Source organism: Campylobacter concisus, assembly GCF_003048775.2.
Lineage (GTDB): Bacteria > Campylobacterota > Campylobacteria > Campylobacterales > Campylobacteraceae > Campylobacter_A > Campylobacter_A concisus_I.
The window spans coordinates 580,148-600,216 of sequence record NZ_CP049272.1 but is presented as its reverse complement, the minus strand read 5'-3'; the positions used below and the strand labels follow the sequence as shown (position 1 = coordinate 600,216).

Here is a 20,069-nt window from a genome sequence, read left to right as displayed (position 1 = left end):
TTCCCTTTTAAGAATTTCACAAATTATAGCCTTTTTATCATATGCAAGCAAAATTTTATTTTAATGCAACTTTCACTATAATCTGCAAAAAATTTATTGGATTTTTCATGAAAATAGATAAAATTTTTATCGCTTGTGATCACGCTGGAGTAGAGCTTAAGGCAGAGTTAAAAGAAGCCATAAAAAAGCTTGGTTATGAAGTCATTGACCTTGGTACTAGTGACAAAAATAGCGTTGATTACCCTGATTATGCGCATTTGCTAGCAAGCAAGCTTGAGCCTAACTACTACGGCGTACTCATTTGTGGCACAGGTATTGGCATATCAATAGCCGCAAACAGGCATGAAAACGTAAGGTGCGCCCTTTGTCACGACGAATTTACCGCTAGACTTGCAAGAGAACATAACGATGCAAACGTCATTGCTTTTGGAGCAAGGGTTATCGGAACTGGCGTGGCTACAGCAGCACTTGAAACATTTTTAAAGACAGAGTTTGCAGGTGGCAGACACGAAAGAAGAGTCAAAAAAATAGAGCTTAAGGAAGCCAAATGATAGGCGAGTGGATCGTTTTTACCGCTCTTGTTTGTGCTGCGATCTACCTAACCGTCATGGTTTTTTACTTCAAAACGCTTCTAAAAAAAGAGCGTGCAACAAAAGATTTTATGAAAAATAACCTCCAAGACACCGAGGTCGTCATAAGAAAATTTCAGATCCAACTTCAGCGAAGTCTAGGCAACATCGACATCTTGACAGATGAGCTAAACAAAACTAAAAACGACGTAACCTCGCTTCGCACAAGAAATTCCCAGTACCGCTTAGAAAACGACAAGCTAAGACAACGCATACGTGAGCTTGAAGGCAAAATCGAAGCGCTACTTTAACATCAAATTTAAGGAAATTTATGAAAATTTTAGATCAAAAAGGAAGAGAATTTTTACTAAACTCTATTCGCTGCATAAACGACTTTCCAAAGCCTGGCATAGTATTTCGCGACATCACGACACTACTAAATAACAAAGAAGCATTTAACTTTTTGATAGATCATTTAGTGGCTAGATATGAGGACGCAAATATAGACTACATCGCTGGCATCGAGTCTCGCGGCTTCATCTTTGGCGCAGCGCTTGCAGCAAGACTAAGGCTGCCTTTTGTGCCTATTCGCAAGCCAAAAAAACTGCCTTTTATCACGCTTTCTCAAAAATATAGCCTAGAGTATGGCGTCGATGAAGTGCAAATTCACATCGATGCTTTTGGAGAAAAAGCAGGCGCTAGAGTGCTTTTGATGGATGATCTAATAGCTACTGGAGGCACTGCAAAGGCTTCAGTTGAGCTTATCAATCAAACTAACGCAACCTGCGTAGAGGCGTGCTTTATCGTAGATCTAGTTGATCTAAAAGGTAGCGAAAAGCTAAAGTCGCTTACTAAAATTTACAGCGTTTTAGAGGTTTAGAATGGAAGAGTTTTTTATAGAACTGCTTAAAGAGTACGGCTACATCATACTTTTTGTCTGGTGTATCATGGAGGGCGAGATGGCCTTAATAATGGCTGGAATTCTCGCTCACACCACGCATATGCACATCGCGCTTGCTATCTTTGTGGCTGGACTTGGAGGCTTTGTGGGAGATCAAATTTACTTCTATCTTGGCCGTTACAACAAAAAATACATCGCAAAAAGGCTCCACACGCAGCGGAGAAAATTTGCAGTGGCGCACATAATGCTGAAAAAATACGGCTGGCCGATCATCTTTTTGCAACGCTATATGTATGGCTTTCGTGTCATCATCCCGCTTTGCATAGGACTTACCGGCTATGATGCTAAAAAATACGCCTTTATAAATTTGATCAGCGCTTGGTGCTGGGCAGCGATCACCACCATACCTGCTTGGATACTTGGCGAGCATATACTTGTGCTTTTGCAAAAAGCAAAAGAGCACTGGTACGTCGCTATCCCGGTGGTTGCCATATTTATGGGGCTTTTGATATATACATTTAAGCGCATCGAAAATAAAATTTTAAACGAAAGGAGAGGCAGAAGACATGCAGTTTCAAATAGTTGATAAAAAATTAAAAGATATAAAAGCTGATATTGAACTAATTTTCGTAGTAGATAAGGACTTAAAACATAAATTTATAAGCGATAAAGAGGCTATTAAATTTAATAATTATAAGGGCGATAGCGTCCTTGTACTAAGTGAGGCAAAAAGGGCTTACGTGCCACTTTCTAAGCTTGATCTTGACGAGCTTAGAGTTGCGGCGGCTAAAGCTTATAACGCACTAAAATCGCTAAACATTAAGAGCATAAAGCTAGCTTCTTACGTAGCAGAGTGTCAAAAACTAAGCTTTGAGGCGCTAGCTGAGGGCTTTTTGCTTGGAAGTTATGAATTTAACAAGTATAAAGAGAAAAAAGAGAAATACACCCTTAAAGAGATCATCTTCTCGACTGAAGAATTTGTAGGCAAAAAGGTCGATCTAAAAGCCGCGAGTGAGGGCTTTAAAGAGGCAGAGATAATAGCAAGTGCTACAAATTTTACAAAAGATATCGTAAATGAAATTCCAGAAATTTACACACCGCAAAAGATGGCCGAGGATGCGCAAAATTTAGCCAAAAATATCGCAAGCATAAAGTGTGAGGTCTATGACGAGAAATTTCTAGCAAAAGAGAATATGAACGCATTTTTGGCAGTAAATCGCGCAAGCGTGCACAAACCAAGACTTATCCATCTAACCTACAAGCCTAAAAAATCTAAAAAACGCATCATATTTGTCGGCAAAGGCCTAACATACGATAGTGGCGGCCTTAGCTTGAAACCGGCTGATTATATGCTCACTATGAAATCAGACAAAAGCGGCGCAGCAGCAGCTCTTGGCATCATAAAAGGCGCAGCGGAGCTAAATTTACCATTTGAAATTCACGCCATTTTAGGCGCAACTGAAAATATGATCGGCGGCAACGCCTATAAGCCAGATGATGTGCTTATTTCAAGAAGTGGCGTTAGCATAGAGGTTAGAAACACCGACGCAGAGGGGCGTTTGGTGCTGGCTGATTGCCTAAGCTACGCGCAGGACTTTAAGCCAGACATCCTAATCGACATGGCAACCCTAACTGGCGCTTGTGTCGTGGGACTTGGCGAATACACAACAGGCATCATGGGCAACAGCGAGAGCCTAAAAAGCGAGTTTAAAAACAAGATAAAAGATAGCGGCGAGCTAGCAACTATACTTGATTTTAACCCTTATCTTAGCGAGCTCATCAAAAGCCAGATCGCAGACGTTAGCAACTGCGCCTCAAGCAGATATGGCGGCGCGATCACAGCTGGTATGTTTCTAGCTAAATTTATCAAAGATGAGTATAAAGATAAGTGGCTACACCTTGATATCGCAGGCCCAGCATACCGCGAAAAGGCTTGGGGATATAACCAAGCAGGTGCGAGTGGAGCTGGCGTTAGGATGAATTTATACTTTTTACAAGCACTTAGCAAGGAGAATTGATGGGACTTTCAGTTGGAATCGTAGGCCTACCAAATGTGGGCAAATCAACGACATTTAACGCACTTACAAAGGCGCAAAATGCCGAGAGCGCAAACTATCCGTTTTGCACTATCGAGCCAAACAAAGCCATTGTGCCAGTGCCTGATAAGCGCCTAAATGAGCTTGCAAAGATAGTTAATCCTAATAAAATTCAGTATTCAACCATCGAATTTGTCGATATCGCTGGCCTTGTAAAAGGGGCGAGCTCTGGCGAGGGACTTGGCAATAAATTTTTATCAAACATTAGAGAGACAGAGCTTATTTTGCACATAGTTCGCTGCTTTGAGGACGAAAACATCACTCACGTCGAGGGCAGTGTCGATCCAGTAAGAGACATTGAGATCATCCAAACCGAGCTCATACTAGCTGATATCGAGCAGCTAAACAAAAAGATAGAAAAGCTCACAAGAGAGGCGAAGGCAAATGCAAAAGGTGCTAAAGAGGCACTTGAGATAGCAAATTTACTTTTGGCTCATCTAAATGAGGGCAAAAGCGCAAGTAGCTTTGAGCAAAGAGATAGTGAGGCGTTTTTGTCACTCAATAGAGAGCTAAGACTTTTAAGCGCCAAAGAGGTAGTTTATGGTGCGAATGTCGATGAAGAAGGGCTTAATGAAGATAATAAATTTGTAAAAGCGCTAAAAGAGTACGCAAAAGCCTCAGATCACGAGGTGATCAAGCTTTGCGCCAAAGTAGAAGAGGAGCTAATAGGTCTAAGCGACGAAGAGGCACACGAGTTTTTGGCATCTATCGGTACGAGTGAGAGCGGACTTGAGAAGATCATAAGAACGTCTTTTGCAAAGCTAAATTTGATAAGTTATTTTACTGCTGGCGTCGTAGAAGTTAGGGCATGGACGATCACAAATGGCTGGAAAGCGCCAAAAGCAGCAAGCGTCATCCACAATGACTTTGAGAGGGGCTTCATCAGGGCTGAAGTGATAGGCTACGAGGACTACATCGCACATGGCGGTGAAAACGGAGCCAAAGAGGCTGGTAAAATGAGACTTGAGGGCAAAGAATACATCGTACAAGATGGCGATGTAATGCACTTTAGGTTTAATGTTTAAATTTAGCCCTCTTTTGGGCTAAATAGTCAAAAAATATTTAATCCTTTGGCTGTATAAGGTGAATTAAAACTTCCTTATTATAGTTGATAAAAATTCTTTTGAAAAATATACTAAGTTATCTTATGTCTTATTAATAATTTTTATTGATACATAAGCTTCTCTATACAAGCAATGATGTAAATGCTATCAGCTCTGTGATATCAATATGGGTTTTATAAGTAAAGATAATAGCTTAGTTGCAGAGGTTGATGGCTCAATGAAGAACACAATTAAAGCAAGAAAGATTTCGATAGATAAAATAATGCACTCATTATATTTTACAAGCTTTCATACCTAATACTATTTTAAGCTCATATTATATATGGATATATGAAAAACCACCAAAATCTGAGCAAATAGGATACCGGCCAAGTAAGATATGAAAATTTTACTTATATGCCTAGCGTATTTATTTTATAAGCCCGATAGTCTCAGCAAATTTAAGCTCTTTATTTTCAAAGAGATTGTATTCGATTGCATCTTTTTCGCTAAGTATCACAATAGTTGAGCCAAGTTCAAAATTTCCGAGGCGCTCGCCCTTTTTGATATGTAAATTTTCATACTCGTAAATTTGTGTAAAATTTGCCATCGCATTTGTCTGTATACGCTCATCAAAACAAAATTTCATCTTTCCGACATTTAGCGCACCTACAAAAACAAGCCAAAGCTTCTTACCATTTTTTATCTCACAAAATAGCGCTACGCGTTCGTTCTTTGTATAAAGGCTGTCTACTTTTGCAAGCCATTTTGTAGCCACGCTATAAAGCTTACCCGGAATGTATACGGCTTTTTTAATGGCAATATCGCAAGGTGCATGATAATGATGATAATCTTTTGGGCTAAGATAGATATTTGCAAAGTCATATTCGCCCTCAAGCTTGTTCTGCCCCAATAGCTCACTTACACTATACTCCATGCCTTTTATGCTAAAGGCCCTTAGCTCCTTTGTGCTGCCAAAACTAAGACAAGTACCATCAACTGGGCTTATAAACATTTCATCTGCTGCATCAAAATCTCTTGGTTTTATGAGCCTTCTAGTAAAAAGCTCATTTAAATTTTTATATTCATTTGCTGGCTTAAACTCGCTCATATCTATCTTAAACAGCTTTATGTAAAAAGAATTTATGGCCTCTTGAAGTGGTTTGTAAAAGTTAATCCTTGCAACCTTTCCAAAAATTTGAGAAAACAGATTGTCTTTACTCATTTTATTCCTTACTTAAATTTAATATTGCAATCTCACTTGGAGCAAAAATTCTAACAGGAGGCCCCCAAAATCCAGCACCACTGCTAACATAAGCTTGCATTTTATCATTAATCTTATAAAGCCCATGTAAAAAACCTTGATCCAGCAAAACTAGGATACTAAAAGGAAAAATTTGTCCAGCATGCGTGTGGCCGCAAAGCACTAGATCGACATCTTTTTGCATAGTTTTTATAAATTTTGGCTGATGAGAGAGTAGGATGGTAGGCAAATTTAGGTCGCGTCCTGCTAACGCTTCGTCTAAATTTGGCTCTAAATTTTTAAACCTTATGCCAGCTAGATCATAGACCCCTGCCAAATTTATACTAGCTATTTTTTCATTTTTATTGCCAAGCACCCTAATGCCTAGAGCGCGAATTTTTTCTAATATCCCATCAACTCCGTGGTAGTATTCGTGATTGCCAGGGACATAAAAGGTGCCATAGGTACTTTTAAGATTTTTTAATGGATCCAAAAAATCACCTATAAGCTCAGCTCTCATATCAACCAAGTCGCCAACTATCACCACTAGGTCTGGTCTAGCTAAATTTATCTCTTTTACAAGCTCAGCAACAAAGTCCTTTTGCAAAAACTCACCAATATGCACATCTGTTATCATGGCTATTTTTAGATCATTTTGTAAATTTTTTATTTTTATACTAATTTGTCTAATTTTTGGCGGAGTAAGTGCATTAAAAATTCCTTTTAAAAAGCAAGCAACTATAAAAACAACAAATGTCACATCAAAGCAAAATTTAATAAATTTTCGTCTTGTGGGATTAAAATGAGCTTTTGAACAAATGGATCTAACAATATCATAAAACAAACTAACACCAAATAAAAATAGTGAAAAACCAATGAGAGTTCCTGCTATCAGATATAGCTCTATATTTAAAAAAGAAAATCTTAATTGAAGAACAAATATAAACTCAAGCGCACTAATAATGTAGAAGAATATACGAATTTTTTTAAGGTGTGGAGTAAAAAAAGATACCTTTTTGATAAAACGTTTGTATGAGTATAAATTTGTAAGAGCACTAAAGATAAATGCCCCAATAATAATCCGAAAAAGTCCCAAAAAATCTCCTTGAAAACAAAGATTATATTTTATATTTTTAAATTTACATTATAAATTTTATTAATTATTTAGAACGATTTGTAGTGCTAAGCCGTATGATTTTATAATTTAAATTTACAAAAATAATTGTTAAAAGATATTTGCTTTAGGATAATAACTAAAAGATAAAATTTTGGAATTTAAAAATAAAAAGGTGGGAAAACTCCCACCTTAAAAAGAATTACTGGACTTTGCCAGACTCAATTCTTTCTTTATAGATTTTGCGAAGTTTTCTAATGTCGTTCTTAACTTCGAATACACCATGCCAGTGTGAGTAGTCAGGACCACCCATTAGAGCGCCTTGTCTCATACGACGACCTTCGTGGTGCCACATATGATAGTAGACATCTTGGAACTCATCTGACCAAGCATCTTCTAGTAGTAGGTTTTTGGCCTTCAACTCTTCAAGCATCTTAGTTGCTTCAGCACTGTAAACGTTATAAAGCTCTACTTGCTTATCACCCATAATGAAGAAGTTATCTGTATGAGTTGATGTATGGCAAACTTTACAAACTAGCTTCATCTCAGCTCTTGCTGCTTCTGGTCCATTTGGATGACCTGCAAGTGGCGTTCCTATGGTTAGTTTGCCAGTTTTTTCGTAAACAACAGCAGCTTGTTCATCACCAGCTGTTCTTAGCTTACTGCTGACGCCCCATAGGTTCCATTTTAGTCTTCTTGAAACATTGTGAGTTGTTGTTGTTTCACCAACACCACTCATGTGGCAAGCTGCACAAGTTGGAGCTCTAAAGTCTGGTACATCCCATGTATCAGGAGCAGAATCAAAGTTCCATTTATGAGCTTCGCTATTATAGATATGTCCGTGCATTGAGTTGTTAAAGATCTCAATATCTGGGTGATCAGGTCCAAGGTGGCAAGATGCACAAGCAGCTGGTTTTCTAGCTTCAGCTACGCTAAATGTGTGCGCGCTGTGACATGATTTACAGTTACCTACGCCACCATCAGGATAAACATTACCTATACCGTAGTTTGGCCAAGTCTCTTTTGTAGGTTTGTGATCAGCGTCTAGTTTGATGACGGTTCCGTGGCACTGTGTACAACCAGTAGCGTCTGGAGCCATTTTGTATTCTGGATGATCCATACCTTCATAGTGATACATTAGTTTTACCATCGCAGGGTTAGCATACATTTGCATAGCACCTCTTGCGTGACCACTCTTAACAGATTCTTCAACCTCATTTTCGTGACACTTAGCACAAGTTTTTGGGCTAACTAGCATTGAAACATGGTTGTTAGAATCTTTTGGATGCACCTTAACTGAAGCCATAGGATTATCTGCATTTACAGAGTGGCAATCCATACAACTTACGCCAACGTGAGCGTGGCGACTATTTTTCCAATCGGCAACTATGCCGGGTGTCTCTTTAGCGTGGCACTCAACACAGCTTTTTGATAAGTCTGACATTTTGTGAGCAACTTTAATGTTTTTTACAACATTAAGGTTTAAAGCGTCAGATTTATTTGCATCCATGTTTGCGGCAAAGCCAAAAGACATTAGACAGGCTAATAACATTAGCGACTTTTTAAACATCTCTCCTCCTTACTTGGTTTTATTGTTTTCTTGTTTTTTAATTGCTTCAAATTTATCGATTTGTAGTCCTAAATTCTTGTGACCAACATGCTCGTGGCAGTCAACACATGATTTCTTATTAGGATTTCCAAGAACGAAATAATCTCTATGTGGCAAGAATGATTTACCAGCTTGAATAACATTTTTTAAATTTGAGTGACAAGTTAAACACCCACTATCATAGACAAAGTGAGATGCATGCTCGCGTTTTTTACGCCAGTCGATCTTGTCAGTATCTGTAAAAAATGTCTTATAGCCATCATTTATCGATACTTTAAGTTTTGTAAGTACATAGGTATAGGCACTTGTATGATTTAGGTGACAGGCTGAACATTCAGCTTTTATGCCAAGCTTGTTATTGCCGCCGTGTACATCTTCATGATATGCAGCATTCATAGGATCCATCGTGTGACAAATGGTACAGATGTAGCCACTACCAGTCGCATGAAGTGCATCAGCTACGCCCATAGAAGCGATAAGGCCGATTACGATGCCTATTATCACAGATGACCAAACAAAAAATTTCTTCTTAACTTCAGCCAAAATCTCCTCCTGAATTTATCAATATATCGTAAATTTTTACGAAAATTTTAGGTGAATGTTATCTAAAAAAATATAAATTTTTTCTTTAAGTAAATAAAAATATTTATTTGATATTAACTTTCAATAAGAATAAATTTCTTGTAGCCCACCTATATCTTTTTCCAAAATTTGGTTCTTTTCGTCAAGTTTAACCAAACCATTTGTTTTAAATTTATTTAAAATTCTCGAAAAAGTTTCTGGCGTCATATTGAGTATCGATGAAATTTTTGTATGCTTTAGTTCATTAAATAGATCTTCGTGATTTAAAATAAACCTAGCCACCTTCTCTTCGGAGCTTAAGATGAGCTCTTGATGAAGTAAATTCGTTGTTATTCTTATCTTTTGAGCCATTGATTTTAGAAATTTCATGCAAATTTCTGGCTTTGTCAAAAATTGTGTTTCAAATTTTTCATAATTTATCTTTAAAACTTCACCAGAGATAGTAAAAATGGCGCTTGCTGGATAAGGTATATTTTCAAAATTTACAACTTCAGCTACAAAATTCATAGGTGCAAGCTGATGGATAAAAATTTCCTTGCCACTTGCCGTAGTTTTATAAAGTTTAACCGAGCCAGTTATCAAAAATGTAAGCCACTTTGGCTCCTCGCCCTCTATAAATAAAAACTCGCCTTTTTTGTATTTTTTAACAACGCTTATTGCTTCAAGTTTGGCTAGGTCCTCGGCGCTAAGACCTTGAAAAAATGGGATTTGTTCTATCATACTTTCACTCGCTTTTAAGATGAAAAAGCATTTTAGCATAAAAAATAGGACAAAATTTAACGGATTTCAAAGGGATCTTTCTCCCTTTGATTTAAGAATTTATTTTTTAAGAAGATCTCTGATCTCAGTTAGAAGTGCTATATCAGCTGGAGTTTCAGGCTCTGCAGGAGCTGCCTCTTCTTCTTTTGGTAGTTTATTTTTAAGTGTATTTAAAGCTTTGATAACGCAAAAAATACAAAATGCAATGATTAAAAAATCAACCATTGTTTGTATAAATGAGCCATAGTTTATAGTAACTGCTGGCGCACCTTCAGCTGCTTCTTTTAATGTTAGTTTAAGATCAGTGAAATTTACACCGCCTGTTATAACGCCAACAACTGGCATAATAATATCACCAACTAGCGATGAAACGATCTTTCCAAATGCCCCACCGATAACAACACCAACTGCCATATCTATGACATTTCCGCGCATCGCAAATTCTTTAAATTCGCTGATAAAACTCATTCTTTCTCCTATAAATAGTTAAATTTTCGTGCGGATTTTATAAAAAATATGCTTTGCTTAGCCTAAAAATTTAAAATTACATAACTTTAAATTTATCAAGCGAGTGTTATAATCCAAACTTCAAATTTAACGTAAGGAATGAGCTTATGTATCGTTTTGCACCCTCTCCAACAGGAGATATGCACATAGGAAATTTACGTGCTGCTATTTTTAACTATATTTGTTCTTTGCAAGATAAAAGTGGCTTTATTTTACGCATAGAAGATACCGACAAAGAGCGAAATATCGAGGGAAAAGAGAAAGATATCTTAGAAATTTTGAGCAAATTTGGCATAAAACCAGAGCAAATTTACATCCAAAGTGAAAATTTAAAATTCCACAGACAGCTTGCATCAAAGCTTCTCATCGATAAAAAGGCCTTTGCTTGCTTTTGCACCGAAGAAGAGCTTGAGGCAAAAAAACAAAAAGCAAAAGAGCAAGGCGTGGCATATAGATATGACGGTACCTGCGAGAGACTAAGCGATGCTGAAGTTTTAAACTGTGAGAAGCCATTTGTCATTCGTATGAAAAAGCCAACACGCACTATGAGCTTTACAGATGCGATCAAGGGCGAGCTGAGCTTCGAGCCAGACGCTGTTGATAGCTTTGTTATCATGAGAGCAGACAAGACTCCAACTTACAACTTCGCTTGTGCAGTCGATGATATGCTTGAGGGCGTAACCTTTGTCATACGTGGCGAGGATCACGTGAGCAATACACCAAAGCAAAATCTCATACGAGAAGGTCTTGGCTACACTGGCAAGATGAACTACGCGCATTTGCCTATACTTTTAAATATTGAAGGTAAAAAAATGAGCAAGCGCGAGAACGAATCAAGCGTAAAATGGCTCTTTGAGCAGGGATTTTTACCTGAAGCAATCGCAAACTATTTGATACTTCTTGGAAACAAAACTCCGACTGAAATTTTTACGATCGAAGATGCGGTAAAGTGGTTTGATATAACCAAAATTTCACGCTCACCTGCTAGATTTGACGTAAAAAAACTTGAGCAGATAAATAGAGAACATATTAAGCTTGCTTCAAAAGAGCGTATAAAAGAGATCTTTGGCGTGGATGATAGCAAGGTTGAGCTAGTTAAATTTTACACTCAAGAAAGCTCACTAGTGCCTGAGATAAAGGCAAAAGTTGAGGCTATATATTCGCCAAAAGTAGCTCCAGATGAGTACAAAAACGAATTTGAGATCATCAAAAAAGCAGCTCTAAATTTAAAACCGTGCGAAACATTTGATGAGTTTAAAAAAGAGCTTATGAGCGCTACAAATTTAAAAGGTAAAAACTTTTTCATGCCACTACGTGCGCTGCTTACAAACGATCTTCACGGCCCTGAGCTTAGCGAGCTCTATCCACTCATCAAAGATGATCTGGCCAAAATTTTAATCTAGGAGCAAAAATGATACTTTCCACCCTATTTTCAGCGATCGCAAACATTTTGCACCTTATTATCACGGTCTATACTTGGATCATTATCGCAGCAGCGCTCATTAGCTGGGTCAGACCTGATCCTAGCTCGCCAGTCGTGCAGCTACTTTATAGGCTAACTGAGCCGGTTTATAGCTTTATTAGACGCTATATAAAAACAAATTTTAGCGGTATCGACTTTACTCCGCTTATTGTGCTTTTAGCACTTCAATTTTTAGATCAATTTTTAATAAGGCTTTTATTTGGTTTTGCTGCGTCACTTTAGTATTCTCTCTCTTGCCTGTGTTGCTCTTTTGGGCAAAATTTACACCTACGAAGAGCTAAAAAAAGAACCAAAAAGCCTAGCAAAAGACTACTACATCAACCGCCTTATCAACGAGGGCAGTTATACAAAAGAGCAGATAGCAGATCTTTCGCGTGATGTATTTAGAAGAGCAGGCCTTGTTCAAAAATCAATCGATAAAATTTTACCTCCAAAAGCGGCTCCTAGCAAATGCCCTGGTGTAAATGCAAAAAATATCACCCAAGCAAATCTAACCTGCCAAAATTTGCTAACATCTATTGCTTTTAGTTTAAAACTTGATAATCACACTCGTGAAATTTTGGCAGCTAATCTTGCAAAGACAAATCCAGAAAAATCAAAAATTTTACTCGCACTAAATGAGCCAAATCCAGCCCAGGCATTTGTAAATCTAAACGATACAAAGAGCTTTCTAGAACTATTTAACGCCTCTAGCCCGCAAAATAAAAGTACACTTTTTAGCGAAAGCTTTGATGCAAATTTTATGACCAAGCTCTACTCACAAAAGGGCTTTACAAATTTATTAAACGATATTATTTTTAATAAAAAATATGAAGGTTTTAGAAGAAATTTGCTAAGCATCGATCCAGCCATCACTGAGAAAAATGATGCTTTTACACTTGGATTAAATGCCATTTTACTAGGACAAGACGATATCGCTTTTAGCCTTTTTGCAAGAGCCAAGAGCACATTTGAAAGGGCGTGGCAAAGAGACAATGCGACCTTTTGGCAGTACCAGATAAGTAAAAACGAAAGCTTTTTAAAAGAGCTAAGTGCCAGCAAGGACGCAAATATCTACTCTCTTTACGCAAGAGATTTGATCGGTGGCGAACCACTTGAAGTCATCGTGCCAAGGCCTAATAAGCAAAATATCGAAAATTTTGACGTGAGCGATCCGTTTTTATGGAACAAAACTGCAGCCCTTGCAAAGGATATGAATGCCACGCAAGCAAGCGAATTTGCGAAGAAATTTTATACAAACGAAAGCATTGGTGCTTATGCATACTTCATGCAAAAGGCGCATGGTTGGGAGAAACAATACTTCTTAATGCCAAGCTCTCCTGAGCTTGATGGCATCAGTAACGAGAGAAAATCGATGATCTATGCCCTAGCTAGACAAGAGAGTCTCTTTATCCCAAGTGTGGTTTCTACTTCATACGCCCTTGGCATGATGCAGTTTATGCCGTTTCTCGCAAATGCGATCGGCAAAAAAGAGCTAAAAATCCCAAATTTTGACCAAGACGATCTTTTTAAAACAGATGTTGCATTTAAATTTGCAAACCATCACCTAAACTATCTTGATAAATTTCTCTATCATCCGCTCTTTACCGCATACGCGTACAACGGCGGTATCGGCTTTACCAAAAAGCTTATCACAAGAGATGATATGTTTAAAGAGGGGAAATTTGAGCCATTTTTATCACTAGAATTTGTCCCTGTGGCAGAAACTAGAAACTACGGAAAGAAGGTGCTTGCCAACTACGTGATCTACATGGCACTTACTGGTTCCAATATAAAGATTTCGCAACTTTTCGAAAATTTAACAAAACCGGCTTTGACTGATAAATTTCGAAACTAAGAGTGAGATCATCGCTTTGCTTGCTTGGTGCGGTCACTTCATAATAGAGCGCCCAAGGCATCGAAAATCCAGCAAATTTTAGCATCTTATCATTTTCATCAAGCAGCCTTGCATTTGTGGTATTTGAGTCGTTATTTACCTTGATATTTTTTAGCTCACTAGCGTGCTCTTTTGGATTTATAGCCACCAAAAAGTGCTCTTTGTTCTGGTCTAAATTTGAATTGTAGATCGGATTTAAATAGGTAGCAATGATGAGCGTCCTGTCAGCACCATCAATAATCTCGCTCTTGCTTGTGTAAGCCAAAAGCTCATTTTTTAACGGCTCATGCACGATTACTTTTTCACCAGCACAGCCAAATATCATCAAAATAAATACAAAAAACGATATAAATTTACTCATAAAAACTCTTAAATTTCTAAAATTTCTGCCATTTTAGCATTTTAATTTTTAAATTTCACTCATAAATTTTAAAGCCAACATAAGTTATAATCGCGAGAAATTTTAACAAAAAAGGTTCTTATGAAAAGACTTGCTATCGCTTTTTCTGGCCCTTCAAATAGTGGGAAAACGACTCTTATTTTAAAAGTTGCAAAGAAATTTATAGATGATGGTTTGAAAGTTGCGATAGTAAAACACGATCCAGGCGACAAGGCCAAATTTGATGTTGAAGGCAAGGATAGCTTTAAATTTTCTCAAACCGGAGCAGATGTAGTGGTGATGAGTCCGACTAGAACAACTTATTTTTCACAAAATCCACAAGAAATTAGCGATGTCATTAAAATGCTAGGCGAGTTTGATATGCTATTAGTCGAGGGGTTAAAGACGCTTCCACTACCAAGATTAAGTGTTTTTAAAGATGAAATAGATGAAAAATATCTTAGCTTTTCAGATGCGATCGCAACATATAAAAAACAAATTCCTTACGAGATAAAAAATATAAATTTAGACGATATAGACGCCATTTGTGCGTGGATAATCAAAAATGCAAAGGCTGTATAATGCAAGAATTAAATCAAATCTTTAACACCATAAAAGAGATCGCAAAAGAGATAAGCGAAGTGATAAAATATGCCGATCTTGGCTACACAACTCACGAAAACGCAACCGGAGACACACAGCTAAAGCTTGATGTCAAAAGCGACGAGATCATCACGGCTAAATTTAAGCAGCTTTCATGCGTAAAAGCGCTAATTAGCGAAGAAAAAGAGGACGAGCTTGAGATAAACAAAAATGCTAAATTTATAATTGCTTACGATCCACTTGATGGCTCAAGCCTAGTTGATGTAAATTTTGCTGTTGGCTCGATCTTTGGTATCTATGAAAACGAAGTAAAACCAGAAAATTTAATAGCCGCAGCTTACAGCATATATGGCCCAAGACTTGAGCTGGTAATTGCCGAGAAAAAGGGCGCTTTGCCTAAATTTTATAGACTTGGCAAAGATGGTGAGTTTAAATTTGTAAAAGAGCTTGAGCTAAAAGAAAAGGGAAAGCTAAATGCCACGGGAGCCACACAAAAAGGCTGGAGCCAAACGCATAGAAATTTTATAAATGAGCTATTCAACCAAGGCTATAGACTAAGATACTCAGGTGCGATGGTGAGCGACCTACATCAAATTTTACTAAAAGGCGGCGGTCTTTTTAGCTACCCAGCAACGAGCGATCATCCAAAAGGCAAGCTAAGAGTAGTCTTTGAAGTGTTGCCATTTGCCTTCATATATGAGAACGCAAAGGGCGCAACGACAAACGGCAAAAACCAAACGCTTTTTGATGTAAAAATAGAAAAAATTCACCAAACAACGCCATGCTTTTTTGGCTCACGTGATGAAATTTCTCTTTTGCATAAATTTTACGAGCAAAAATAATGCAAGAAACACAAGCAAACGAGCCACTTGACGCATTTGAGCTAGCCTTAAAGCAAAAAGCAAAAATTTTGCAAGAATGCCAAAGCCAAAAAAGGCAAAAAAGCTGCTTTAACTGCGAAGTATTTTTTGACTGCGAGACAAGAAAAGAATACGTAAATAGCTGCTATAACTCGATGTCAAAAGGCAATACTGGCAGCGATGGCGGATTTGATTTTTAAAATTAAAGGAAAAATATGAAAGAAAAAGCTTATATAACGACCCCGATATATTACGTAAACGACGTGCCACACATTGGCCATGCCTACACGACTATCATCGCTGATACACTTGCTAGATTTAACCGCCTGCAAGGCAAAGAAACATACTTTATGACAGGCACAGACGAGCACGGACAAAAGATCGAGCAAGCAGCACGTGCTAGAGGCAAGACTCCAAAAGAGTATGCTGACGAGATTAGCGCTAAATTTAGATCACTTTGGGATGAGTTTGAGATAAGCTATGATCATTTTATAAGAACAACCGACGAAGAGCACAAACAAACCGTGCAAAATGTCTTTGAAAAGATGCAAGCAAATGGCGACATTTATAAAGGCGAATATGAGGGATTTTACTGCGTTAGTTGCGAAACTTTTTTTAACCAAAGAGACCTACTAGAAGACAATCACTGTCCAGACTGTGGCCGCGTGACGTCTTTAGTCAAAGAAGAGAGCTACTTTTTCAAGCTTTCAAAATATGAAGATGCGCTTTTAAAATGGTACGAAAATGACGAGCTTTGCGTCATCCCAAAAGGTAAGAAAAACGAGGTCGTAAGCTTTGTAAAAGGTGGACTAAAAGATCTTTCAGTAACTAGAACGAGCTTTGACTGGGGCATAAAGCTACCAAAGAGCGCAAACGATGAAAAGCACGTTATGTACGTCTGGCTTGACGCGCTTATAAACTACCTAACAACACTAGGATATTCAAGAGATGACGCTAGAATGGATCTTTGGCCATACACTACTCACATCGTTGGCAAAGATATTTTACGCTTTCACGCAGTTTACTGGCCGGCATTTTTGATGAGTCTTGGCTTGCCATTACCAAAACACGTAGCAGCTCACGGCTGGTGGACTATAAATGGTGAAAAAATGAGCAAAAGTAAGGGTAATGTTATAAACCCAAGAGAGGTTGCAAACGCTTATGGACTTGAAAATTTCAGATACTTTTTGCTTAGAGAGGTACCATTTGGTCAAGATGGCGATTACAGCCAAAAAGCCTTGATCGAGCGTATAAACTCAGAACTTGGCAACGGACTTGGTAACCTGCTAAGTCGCATTGTTGGCATGAGTGCAAAGTATAGCGACTATAAAATCGATTCAAAAGATGTGCTCAAATTTCACAAAGCTGAGCTTGATGAAGCAAAAGGCTACCTTGATGAAGCTATAAGAAATTTAGAAAATTTAGCTACAAACCGCTACTTGGAGGATCTTTGGAAGGTTGTAACGTTAGCAAACGCAGCCGTTGCGAAGTATGAGCCATGGTCGCTTGTAAAAGCTGGTAAAACTGATGAGGCAAACGCACTTGTGGCACTTTGCGCAAATTTACTTGCAAAAGTGGCGACGCTACTTAGTCCAGCTATGCCTAAAACTTGTACTAAGATAGCTGACACGCTTGGCTTTAGCATAGATACAGCTTCTTATGAAAGTCTTGTCTTAAAAAATGAAATTTCAAATTTTGTAGCAAAAGCTACTGAGCCACTTTTTCCAAGGATAGAAAAAGAGCTAATGGGCGAGGCAAATGAGCCAAAGGTTGAGGCAAAAGCTGAGCCAAAAGAGGAGAAAAAAGAGAACGAAATCATTAGCATTGATGACTTTGCAAAGGTGGTGATAAAAGTAGGTGAGGTGCTAGAGTGCGAGAGAGTTGAAGGTAGCGAGAAGCTGCTTAAATTTAAGATAGATCTTGGCGAGGAGCAGCCGCGTCAAATTTTATCTGGCATCGCAAAATACTACGAGCCTAGCTCGCTTGTGGGCAAACAAGTTTGCGTTTTAGCAAATTTAAAAGAGCGAACGATGATGAAAAAATATGTCTCTCAAGGCATGATCCTAAGCGCATCTGATGGCTCGCTAACACTTCTTGGTACGCAAGGTAAAGTTAAAAATGGCGCGATCGTTGGCTAAATGACAATAGAAAACTTAACTCGCCTCATAAATGCCGAGGCTCTAAACACACCAACAATAACTAGCGTAAGTGAGTTTGTTTTTGAGCTAAAACACGTAAGGCGTGGCTTTGCATATATTTGCTTGAATGCAAACGATAGCGATATAGAAACGGCAATCAAACAAGGTGCATACGCCATAATTAGCGAAGATAATGTGCCAATTATCGATAAAGAGATCGCTTTTTTAAAAGTTAGTAGCTTACAAACTGCCATGATAAAGCTTATGAGATTTGAGTCAACTCACAAAGATCTAAAATTTTGCGCCGTAAATCCTTTTATAAATGATTTTTTAGAAAAATCAAAACTTGGCTCTAACGCACACGTCATGTCAAAAAATATCACTGAGCTTTTTAATCAAATTTTTCACGCAAAGGTCTTTGATGTCTTTTTCGGCGATGATACAAGAACACTTCAGCGAATATCGCCTCTTTTTGAGACCATTTACACAGATACGACTATGCACGAGATAAATCCAAGCTCGATATTTTTTACAAGCACAGTCTTTAAGCAAACATACTATCAAAACTTAAACATACCACGAGTTTTTGCTGGAATGTTTTATGGGCTTTTAAAATTTCTTGATAGCAATAAAATTTCATTTAAGCCTTACGAAGGTAGGATTCACGGGCATTTTGACCCGATTTTTATAGATAAAAATTTTATTCCTACTAGTTTTGGAAATAGCTTTAGAGCCATAATTACTGAAAGCGATGAAGATTTATTCATAAGCCAAAGTATATTTTTAAATAAAAAATTTAGCCCTGATGAGATAAAAATTTGCTTGCCAGAAGGCTCTTTGTTAAAAGTACAAAACGCAATCTACTTTAAAAATTTAAGCGAGATAAAAAAGCTTAAAAATTTTATCTACATATTGATTTTATGCCAAAAAGAGGAGCTTTTAGAAGAGCTTCACAAAACATCTGAAGAAAATCTACTCTTTTAGTTTTTATTATTTATAAGATCAATCAGCCTAACATCCTCGCTTCTTACTATTAGACTTTTAGGTAGCTCAAATTTCTTGATAACCTCGCACTCTTTTTCTCTCATTTCGCCATCATCTTTTTCATGATCAAATCCCAAGATATGAAGCAATCCATGTGTAAAAAGTAGTGCGGTTTCGGCCTCTTCACTATGATTTAGCTCAGCAGCTTTCTCTTTTACCATATCTTTGTTTATAACGATTGAGCCAAGTGGGGCGTGAATGACAAGCTCAAGCGGAAAACTTAAAACATCTGTCGTTTTATCGATGCCTCGCTCAGTTTTATTTAGTTCTCTCATCTCTTCTTTATCGACAAAAACTAGCTCGATTTCTCCTAGCGTCAAATATTCACAAATTTCATCTAAAATTTTTGGATAGCTCTCTTCGCAAAGTATCATTTTAGGCTCTTTCCTTAGTAACTTTTTGTATAATTCTAGCAAAAATAAAAGGCAAAATATGAAAAAAGCGGTTTGTATAATGAGCGGCGGTATGGATAGCACGCTTTGTGCTGTAATGGCAAAAAAGGCTGGATATGATATCGTAGCGCTTCATTTTGACTATGGTCAAAGGACGATGAAGCGTGAAAAACGTGCATTTAACGAAATTTGCGAAAGATTAGGTATTACAAAAAAGATGAGTTTAGATGTTAGTTTTATTGCCCAAATAGGCGGAAATTCTTTAACCGATGAAAGCTTGCAAATAAGAAAAGATGGGGTGGAAAAAGATGTGCCAAATACCTATGTGCCTTTTCGAAATGGCATTTTTATCTCGGTCGCTGCCGCACTTGCTGAAAAAGAAAATGCACAAGCTATCTATATCGGAGTCGTAGAAGAAGATAGTTCAGGCTATCCTGACTGCAAAGAGAGCTTCATAAAAAGTATAAACGAGTCCATAAATTTAGGCACTTCACCTAGTTTCTCGTGCGAGATAATTACTCCACTTGTAAATTTAAGCAAGGCTGACATCGTAGCAAAATCTCTTGAGCTTGGCTCGCCACTAGAGCTTACTTGGAGCTGCTACGAGAGCGATGACGAGGCATGTGGACTTTGCGATAGCTGCAGGCTAAGGCTAAATGGCTTTAAAAAGGCGAACGCCACTGATAAAATCGCATATAAAAATCAAAAATTTTCCTTATGAGCTTCTATAAAATAGCAAAGAGATATCTTACTTTGCTACGTTTTTATATATTTAAACATTTTGGAAATTGATATTTTTCCTAATCACCACATCTTATTAAGCAAGGCTATTTAACGAATTTAAAGATATATCAACGCTTAGGTTCTTGCT

General features: G+C 37.7%; 23 protein-coding genes. 15 read left to right on the top strand and 8 right to left on the bottom strand.

Features of this window, described 5'->3' with window-relative positions; translation table 11 throughout:
* Positions 1-107 precede the first annotated feature (107 nt).
* The 6 genes from rpiB to ychF are packed head-to-tail and all read left to right on the top strand — an operon-like array spanning position 108 to position 4,591.
* The gene (gene rpiB / locus CVT17_RS02995; protein ID WP_107858652.1) at positions 108-551 is read left to right on the top strand and encodes a ribose 5-phosphate isomerase B; all 444 of its coding nucleotides are present in this window, start codon (positions 108-110) and stop codon (positions 549-551) included.
* Entirely contained in the window at positions 548-880 is a 333-nt protein-coding gene (locus CVT17_RS02990) for a hypothetical protein (RefSeq protein ID WP_002939538.1), read from the top strand. Before rpiB ends, CVT17_RS02990 begins: the two co-directional genes overlap by 4 nt.
* Positions 881-900: 20 nt before the next feature.
* Entirely contained in the window at positions 901-1,449 is a 549-nt protein-coding gene (gene apt / locus CVT17_RS02985) for an adenine phosphoribosyltransferase (protein WP_107858621.1), read from the top strand.
* Between the two features lies 1 nt (position 1,450).
* Positions 1,451-2,056, top strand: coding sequence for a DedA family protein (locus CVT17_RS02980; protein ID WP_107775955.1), 606 nt, complete (start codon positions 1,451-1,453; stop codon positions 2,054-2,056).
* Positions 2,037-3,488, top strand: coding sequence for a leucyl aminopeptidase (locus tag CVT17_RS02975; RefSeq protein WP_107858620.1), 1,452 nt, complete (start codon positions 2,037-2,039; stop codon positions 3,486-3,488). Before CVT17_RS02980 ends, CVT17_RS02975 begins: the two co-directional genes overlap by 20 nt.
* Positions 3,488-4,591 (top strand): redox-regulated ATPase YchF, encoded by a 1,104-nt coding sequence (gene ychF / locus CVT17_RS02970; protein ID WP_107858619.1) that lies wholly within the window; start codon positions 3,488-3,490, stop codon positions 4,589-4,591. The genes CVT17_RS02975 and ychF overlap by 1 nt, the downstream gene beginning before the upstream one ends.
* 448 nt (positions 4,592-5,039) lie before the next feature.
* Here the strand turns inward: ychF and CVT17_RS02965 are convergent, their stop codons facing one another.
* The 6 genes from CVT17_RS02965 to mscL form a co-directional block, all read right to left on the bottom strand.
* The gene (locus CVT17_RS02965) at positions 5,040-5,834 is read right to left on the bottom strand and encodes a phosphatidylserine decarboxylase (RefSeq protein ID WP_107858618.1); all 795 of its coding nucleotides are present in this window, start codon (positions 5,832-5,834) and stop codon (positions 5,040-5,042) included.
* Position 5,835: 1 nt separating this feature from the next.
* The gene (locus tag CVT17_RS02960; protein WP_107858617.1) at positions 5,836-6,948 is read right to left on the bottom strand and encodes a metallophosphoesterase; all 1,113 of its coding nucleotides are present in this window, start codon (positions 6,946-6,948) and stop codon (positions 5,836-5,838) included.
* A 220-nt stretch (positions 6,949-7,168) separates the two neighbouring features.
* Complete coding sequence (locus CVT17_RS02955; protein WP_107858616.1) at positions 7,169-8,536, bottom strand: multiheme c-type cytochrome; 1,368 nt, start codon at positions 8,534-8,536, stop codon at positions 7,169-7,171.
* A 9-nt stretch (positions 8,537-8,545) separates the two neighbouring features.
* A complete protein-coding gene (locus tag CVT17_RS02950) occupies positions 8,546-9,118 on the bottom strand; it encodes a cytochrome c3 family protein (RefSeq protein ID WP_107858615.1) in 573 nt (190 codons plus the stop codon).
* Positions 9,119-9,238: 120 nt separating this feature from the next.
* Entirely contained in the window at positions 9,239-9,877 is a 639-nt protein-coding gene (locus tag CVT17_RS02945; protein ID WP_107858614.1) for a Crp/Fnr family transcriptional regulator, read from the bottom strand.
* A gap of 99 nt (positions 9,878-9,976) precedes the next feature.
* A complete protein-coding gene (gene mscL, locus CVT17_RS02940) occupies positions 9,977-10,384 on the bottom strand; it encodes a large-conductance mechanosensitive channel protein MscL (protein WP_009294582.1) in 408 nt (135 codons plus the stop codon).
* 146 nt (positions 10,385-10,530) lie between these two features.
* Here mscL and gltX point away from each other — a divergent pair, with 146 nt between their 5' ends.
* The 3 genes from gltX to CVT17_RS02925 are packed head-to-tail and all read left to right on the top strand — an operon-like array spanning position 10,531 to position 13,743.
* A complete protein-coding gene (gene gltX, locus CVT17_RS02935; protein ID WP_107858613.1) occupies positions 10,531-11,826 on the top strand; it encodes a glutamate--tRNA ligase in 1,296 nt (431 codons plus the stop codon).
* 8 nt (positions 11,827-11,834) lie between these two features.
* Entirely contained in the window at positions 11,835-12,128 is a 294-nt protein-coding gene (locus CVT17_RS02930) for a YggT family protein (RefSeq protein ID WP_103625256.1), read from the top strand.
* Positions 12,106-13,743 (top strand): lytic transglycosylase domain-containing protein, encoded by a 1,638-nt coding sequence (locus CVT17_RS02925; protein WP_107858612.1) that lies wholly within the window; start codon positions 12,106-12,108, stop codon positions 13,741-13,743. The genes CVT17_RS02930 and CVT17_RS02925 overlap by 23 nt, the downstream gene beginning before the upstream one ends.
* Here the strand turns inward: CVT17_RS02925 and CVT17_RS02920 are convergent.
* Entirely contained in the window at positions 13,664-14,143 is a 480-nt protein-coding gene (locus CVT17_RS02920; RefSeq protein ID WP_107858611.1) for a hypothetical protein, read from the bottom strand. The genes CVT17_RS02925 and CVT17_RS02920 overlap by 80 nt on opposite strands.
* A 120-nt stretch (positions 14,144-14,263) precedes the next feature.
* On the opposite strand from CVT17_RS02920, the gene mobB reads away from it, so the two are divergent.
* Genes mobB through CVT17_RS02895 form a run of 5 tightly spaced genes read left to right on the top strand, consistent with a single transcriptional unit; the run spans position 14,264 to position 18,746 of the window.
* Positions 14,264-14,743: a molybdopterin-guanine dinucleotide biosynthesis protein B gene (gene mobB / locus CVT17_RS02915; RefSeq protein WP_084040860.1), complete on the top strand. Its 480-nt coding sequence runs from the start codon at positions 14,264-14,266 to the stop codon at positions 14,741-14,743.
* Positions 14,743-15,606, top strand: coding sequence for a class 1 fructose-bisphosphatase (locus tag CVT17_RS02910; RefSeq protein WP_230853313.1), 864 nt, complete (start codon positions 14,743-14,745; stop codon positions 15,604-15,606). The genes mobB and CVT17_RS02910 overlap by 1 nt, the downstream gene beginning before the upstream one ends.
* Positions 15,606-15,824, top strand: a complete 219-nt coding sequence (locus tag CVT17_RS02905; RefSeq protein ID WP_107769641.1) for a hypothetical protein — start codon at positions 15,606-15,608, stop codon at positions 15,822-15,824. Before CVT17_RS02910 ends, CVT17_RS02905 begins: the two co-directional genes overlap by 1 nt.
* Before the next feature lie 15 nt (positions 15,825-15,839).
* Positions 15,840-17,762: a methionine--tRNA ligase gene (gene metG / locus CVT17_RS02900; protein ID WP_107858609.1), complete on the top strand. Its 1,923-nt coding sequence runs from the start codon at positions 15,840-15,842 to the stop codon at positions 17,760-17,762.
* Positions 17,763-18,746, top strand: a complete 984-nt coding sequence (locus CVT17_RS02895; protein ID WP_107858608.1) for a ferrochelatase — start codon at positions 17,763-17,765, stop codon at positions 18,744-18,746.
* On the opposite strand, the gene ybeY is transcribed toward CVT17_RS02895, so the two are convergent.
* Positions 18,743-19,180 (bottom strand): rRNA maturation RNase YbeY, encoded by a 438-nt coding sequence (gene ybeY, locus CVT17_RS02890; protein WP_103577114.1) that lies wholly within the window; start codon positions 19,178-19,180, stop codon positions 18,743-18,745. The genes CVT17_RS02895 and ybeY overlap by 4 nt on opposite strands.
* Before the next feature lie 25 nt (positions 19,181-19,205).
* On the opposite strand from ybeY, the gene queC reads away from it, so the two are divergent.
* A complete protein-coding gene (queC, locus tag CVT17_RS02885; protein WP_257639844.1) occupies positions 19,206-19,919 on the top strand; it encodes a 7-cyano-7-deazaguanine synthase QueC in 714 nt (237 codons plus the stop codon).
* Positions 19,920-20,069: the final 150 nt, after the last annotated feature.

Coding starts and splice junctions, on each gene's coding strand:
- rpiB (WP_107858652.1), top strand. CDS start 108: ATGAAAATAGATAAAATTTTTATCGCTTGTGATCACGCTGGAGTAGAG.
- CVT17_RS02920 (WP_107858611.1), bottom strand. CDS start 14,143: ATGAGTAAATTTATATCGTTTTTTGTATTTATTTTGATGATATTTGGC.
- CVT17_RS02980 (WP_107775955.1), top strand. CDS start 1,451: ATGGAAGAGTTTTTTATAGAACTGCTTAAAGAGTACGGCTACATCATA.
- metG (WP_107858609.1), top strand. CDS start 15,840: ATGAAAGAAAAAGCTTATATAACGACCCCGATATATTACGTAAACGAC.
- CVT17_RS02965 (WP_107858618.1), bottom strand. CDS start 5,834: ATGAGTAAAGACAATCTGTTTTCTCAAATTTTTGGAAAGGTTGCAAGG.
- ychF (WP_107858619.1), top strand. CDS start 3,488: ATGGGACTTTCAGTTGGAATCGTAGGCCTACCAAATGTGGGCAAATCA.
- CVT17_RS02975 (WP_107858620.1), top strand. CDS start 2,037: ATGCAGTTTCAAATAGTTGATAAAAAATTAAAAGATATAAAAGCTGAT.
- ybeY (WP_103577114.1), bottom strand. CDS start 19,180: ATGATACTTTGCGAAGAGAGCTATCCAAAAATTTTAGATGAAATTTGT.
- mscL (WP_009294582.1), bottom strand. CDS start 10,384: ATGAGTTTTATCAGCGAATTTAAAGAATTTGCGATGCGCGGAAATGTC.
- mobB (WP_084040860.1), top strand. CDS start 14,264: ATGAAAAGACTTGCTATCGCTTTTTCTGGCCCTTCAAATAGTGGGAAA.
- CVT17_RS02910 (WP_230853313.1), top strand. CDS start 14,743: ATGCAAGAATTAAATCAAATCTTTAACACCATAAAAGAGATCGCAAAA.
- CVT17_RS02955 (WP_107858616.1), bottom strand. CDS start 8,536: ATGTTTAAAAAGTCGCTAATGTTATTAGCCTGTCTAATGTCTTTTGGC.
- CVT17_RS02945 (WP_107858614.1), bottom strand. CDS start 9,877: ATGATAGAACAAATCCCATTTTTTCAAGGTCTTAGCGCCGAGGACCTA.
- CVT17_RS02905 (WP_107769641.1), top strand. CDS start 15,606: ATGCAAGAAACACAAGCAAACGAGCCACTTGACGCATTTGAGCTAGCC.
- CVT17_RS02990 (WP_002939538.1), top strand. CDS start 548: ATGATAGGCGAGTGGATCGTTTTTACCGCTCTTGTTTGTGCTGCGATC.
- apt (WP_107858621.1), top strand. CDS start 901: ATGAAAATTTTAGATCAAAAAGGAAGAGAATTTTTACTAAACTCTATT.
- gltX (WP_107858613.1), top strand. CDS start 10,531: ATGTATCGTTTTGCACCCTCTCCAACAGGAGATATGCACATAGGAAAT.
- CVT17_RS02895 (WP_107858608.1), top strand. CDS start 17,763: ATGACAATAGAAAACTTAACTCGCCTCATAAATGCCGAGGCTCTAAAC.
- CVT17_RS02930 (WP_103625256.1), top strand. CDS start 11,835: ATGATACTTTCCACCCTATTTTCAGCGATCGCAAACATTTTGCACCTT.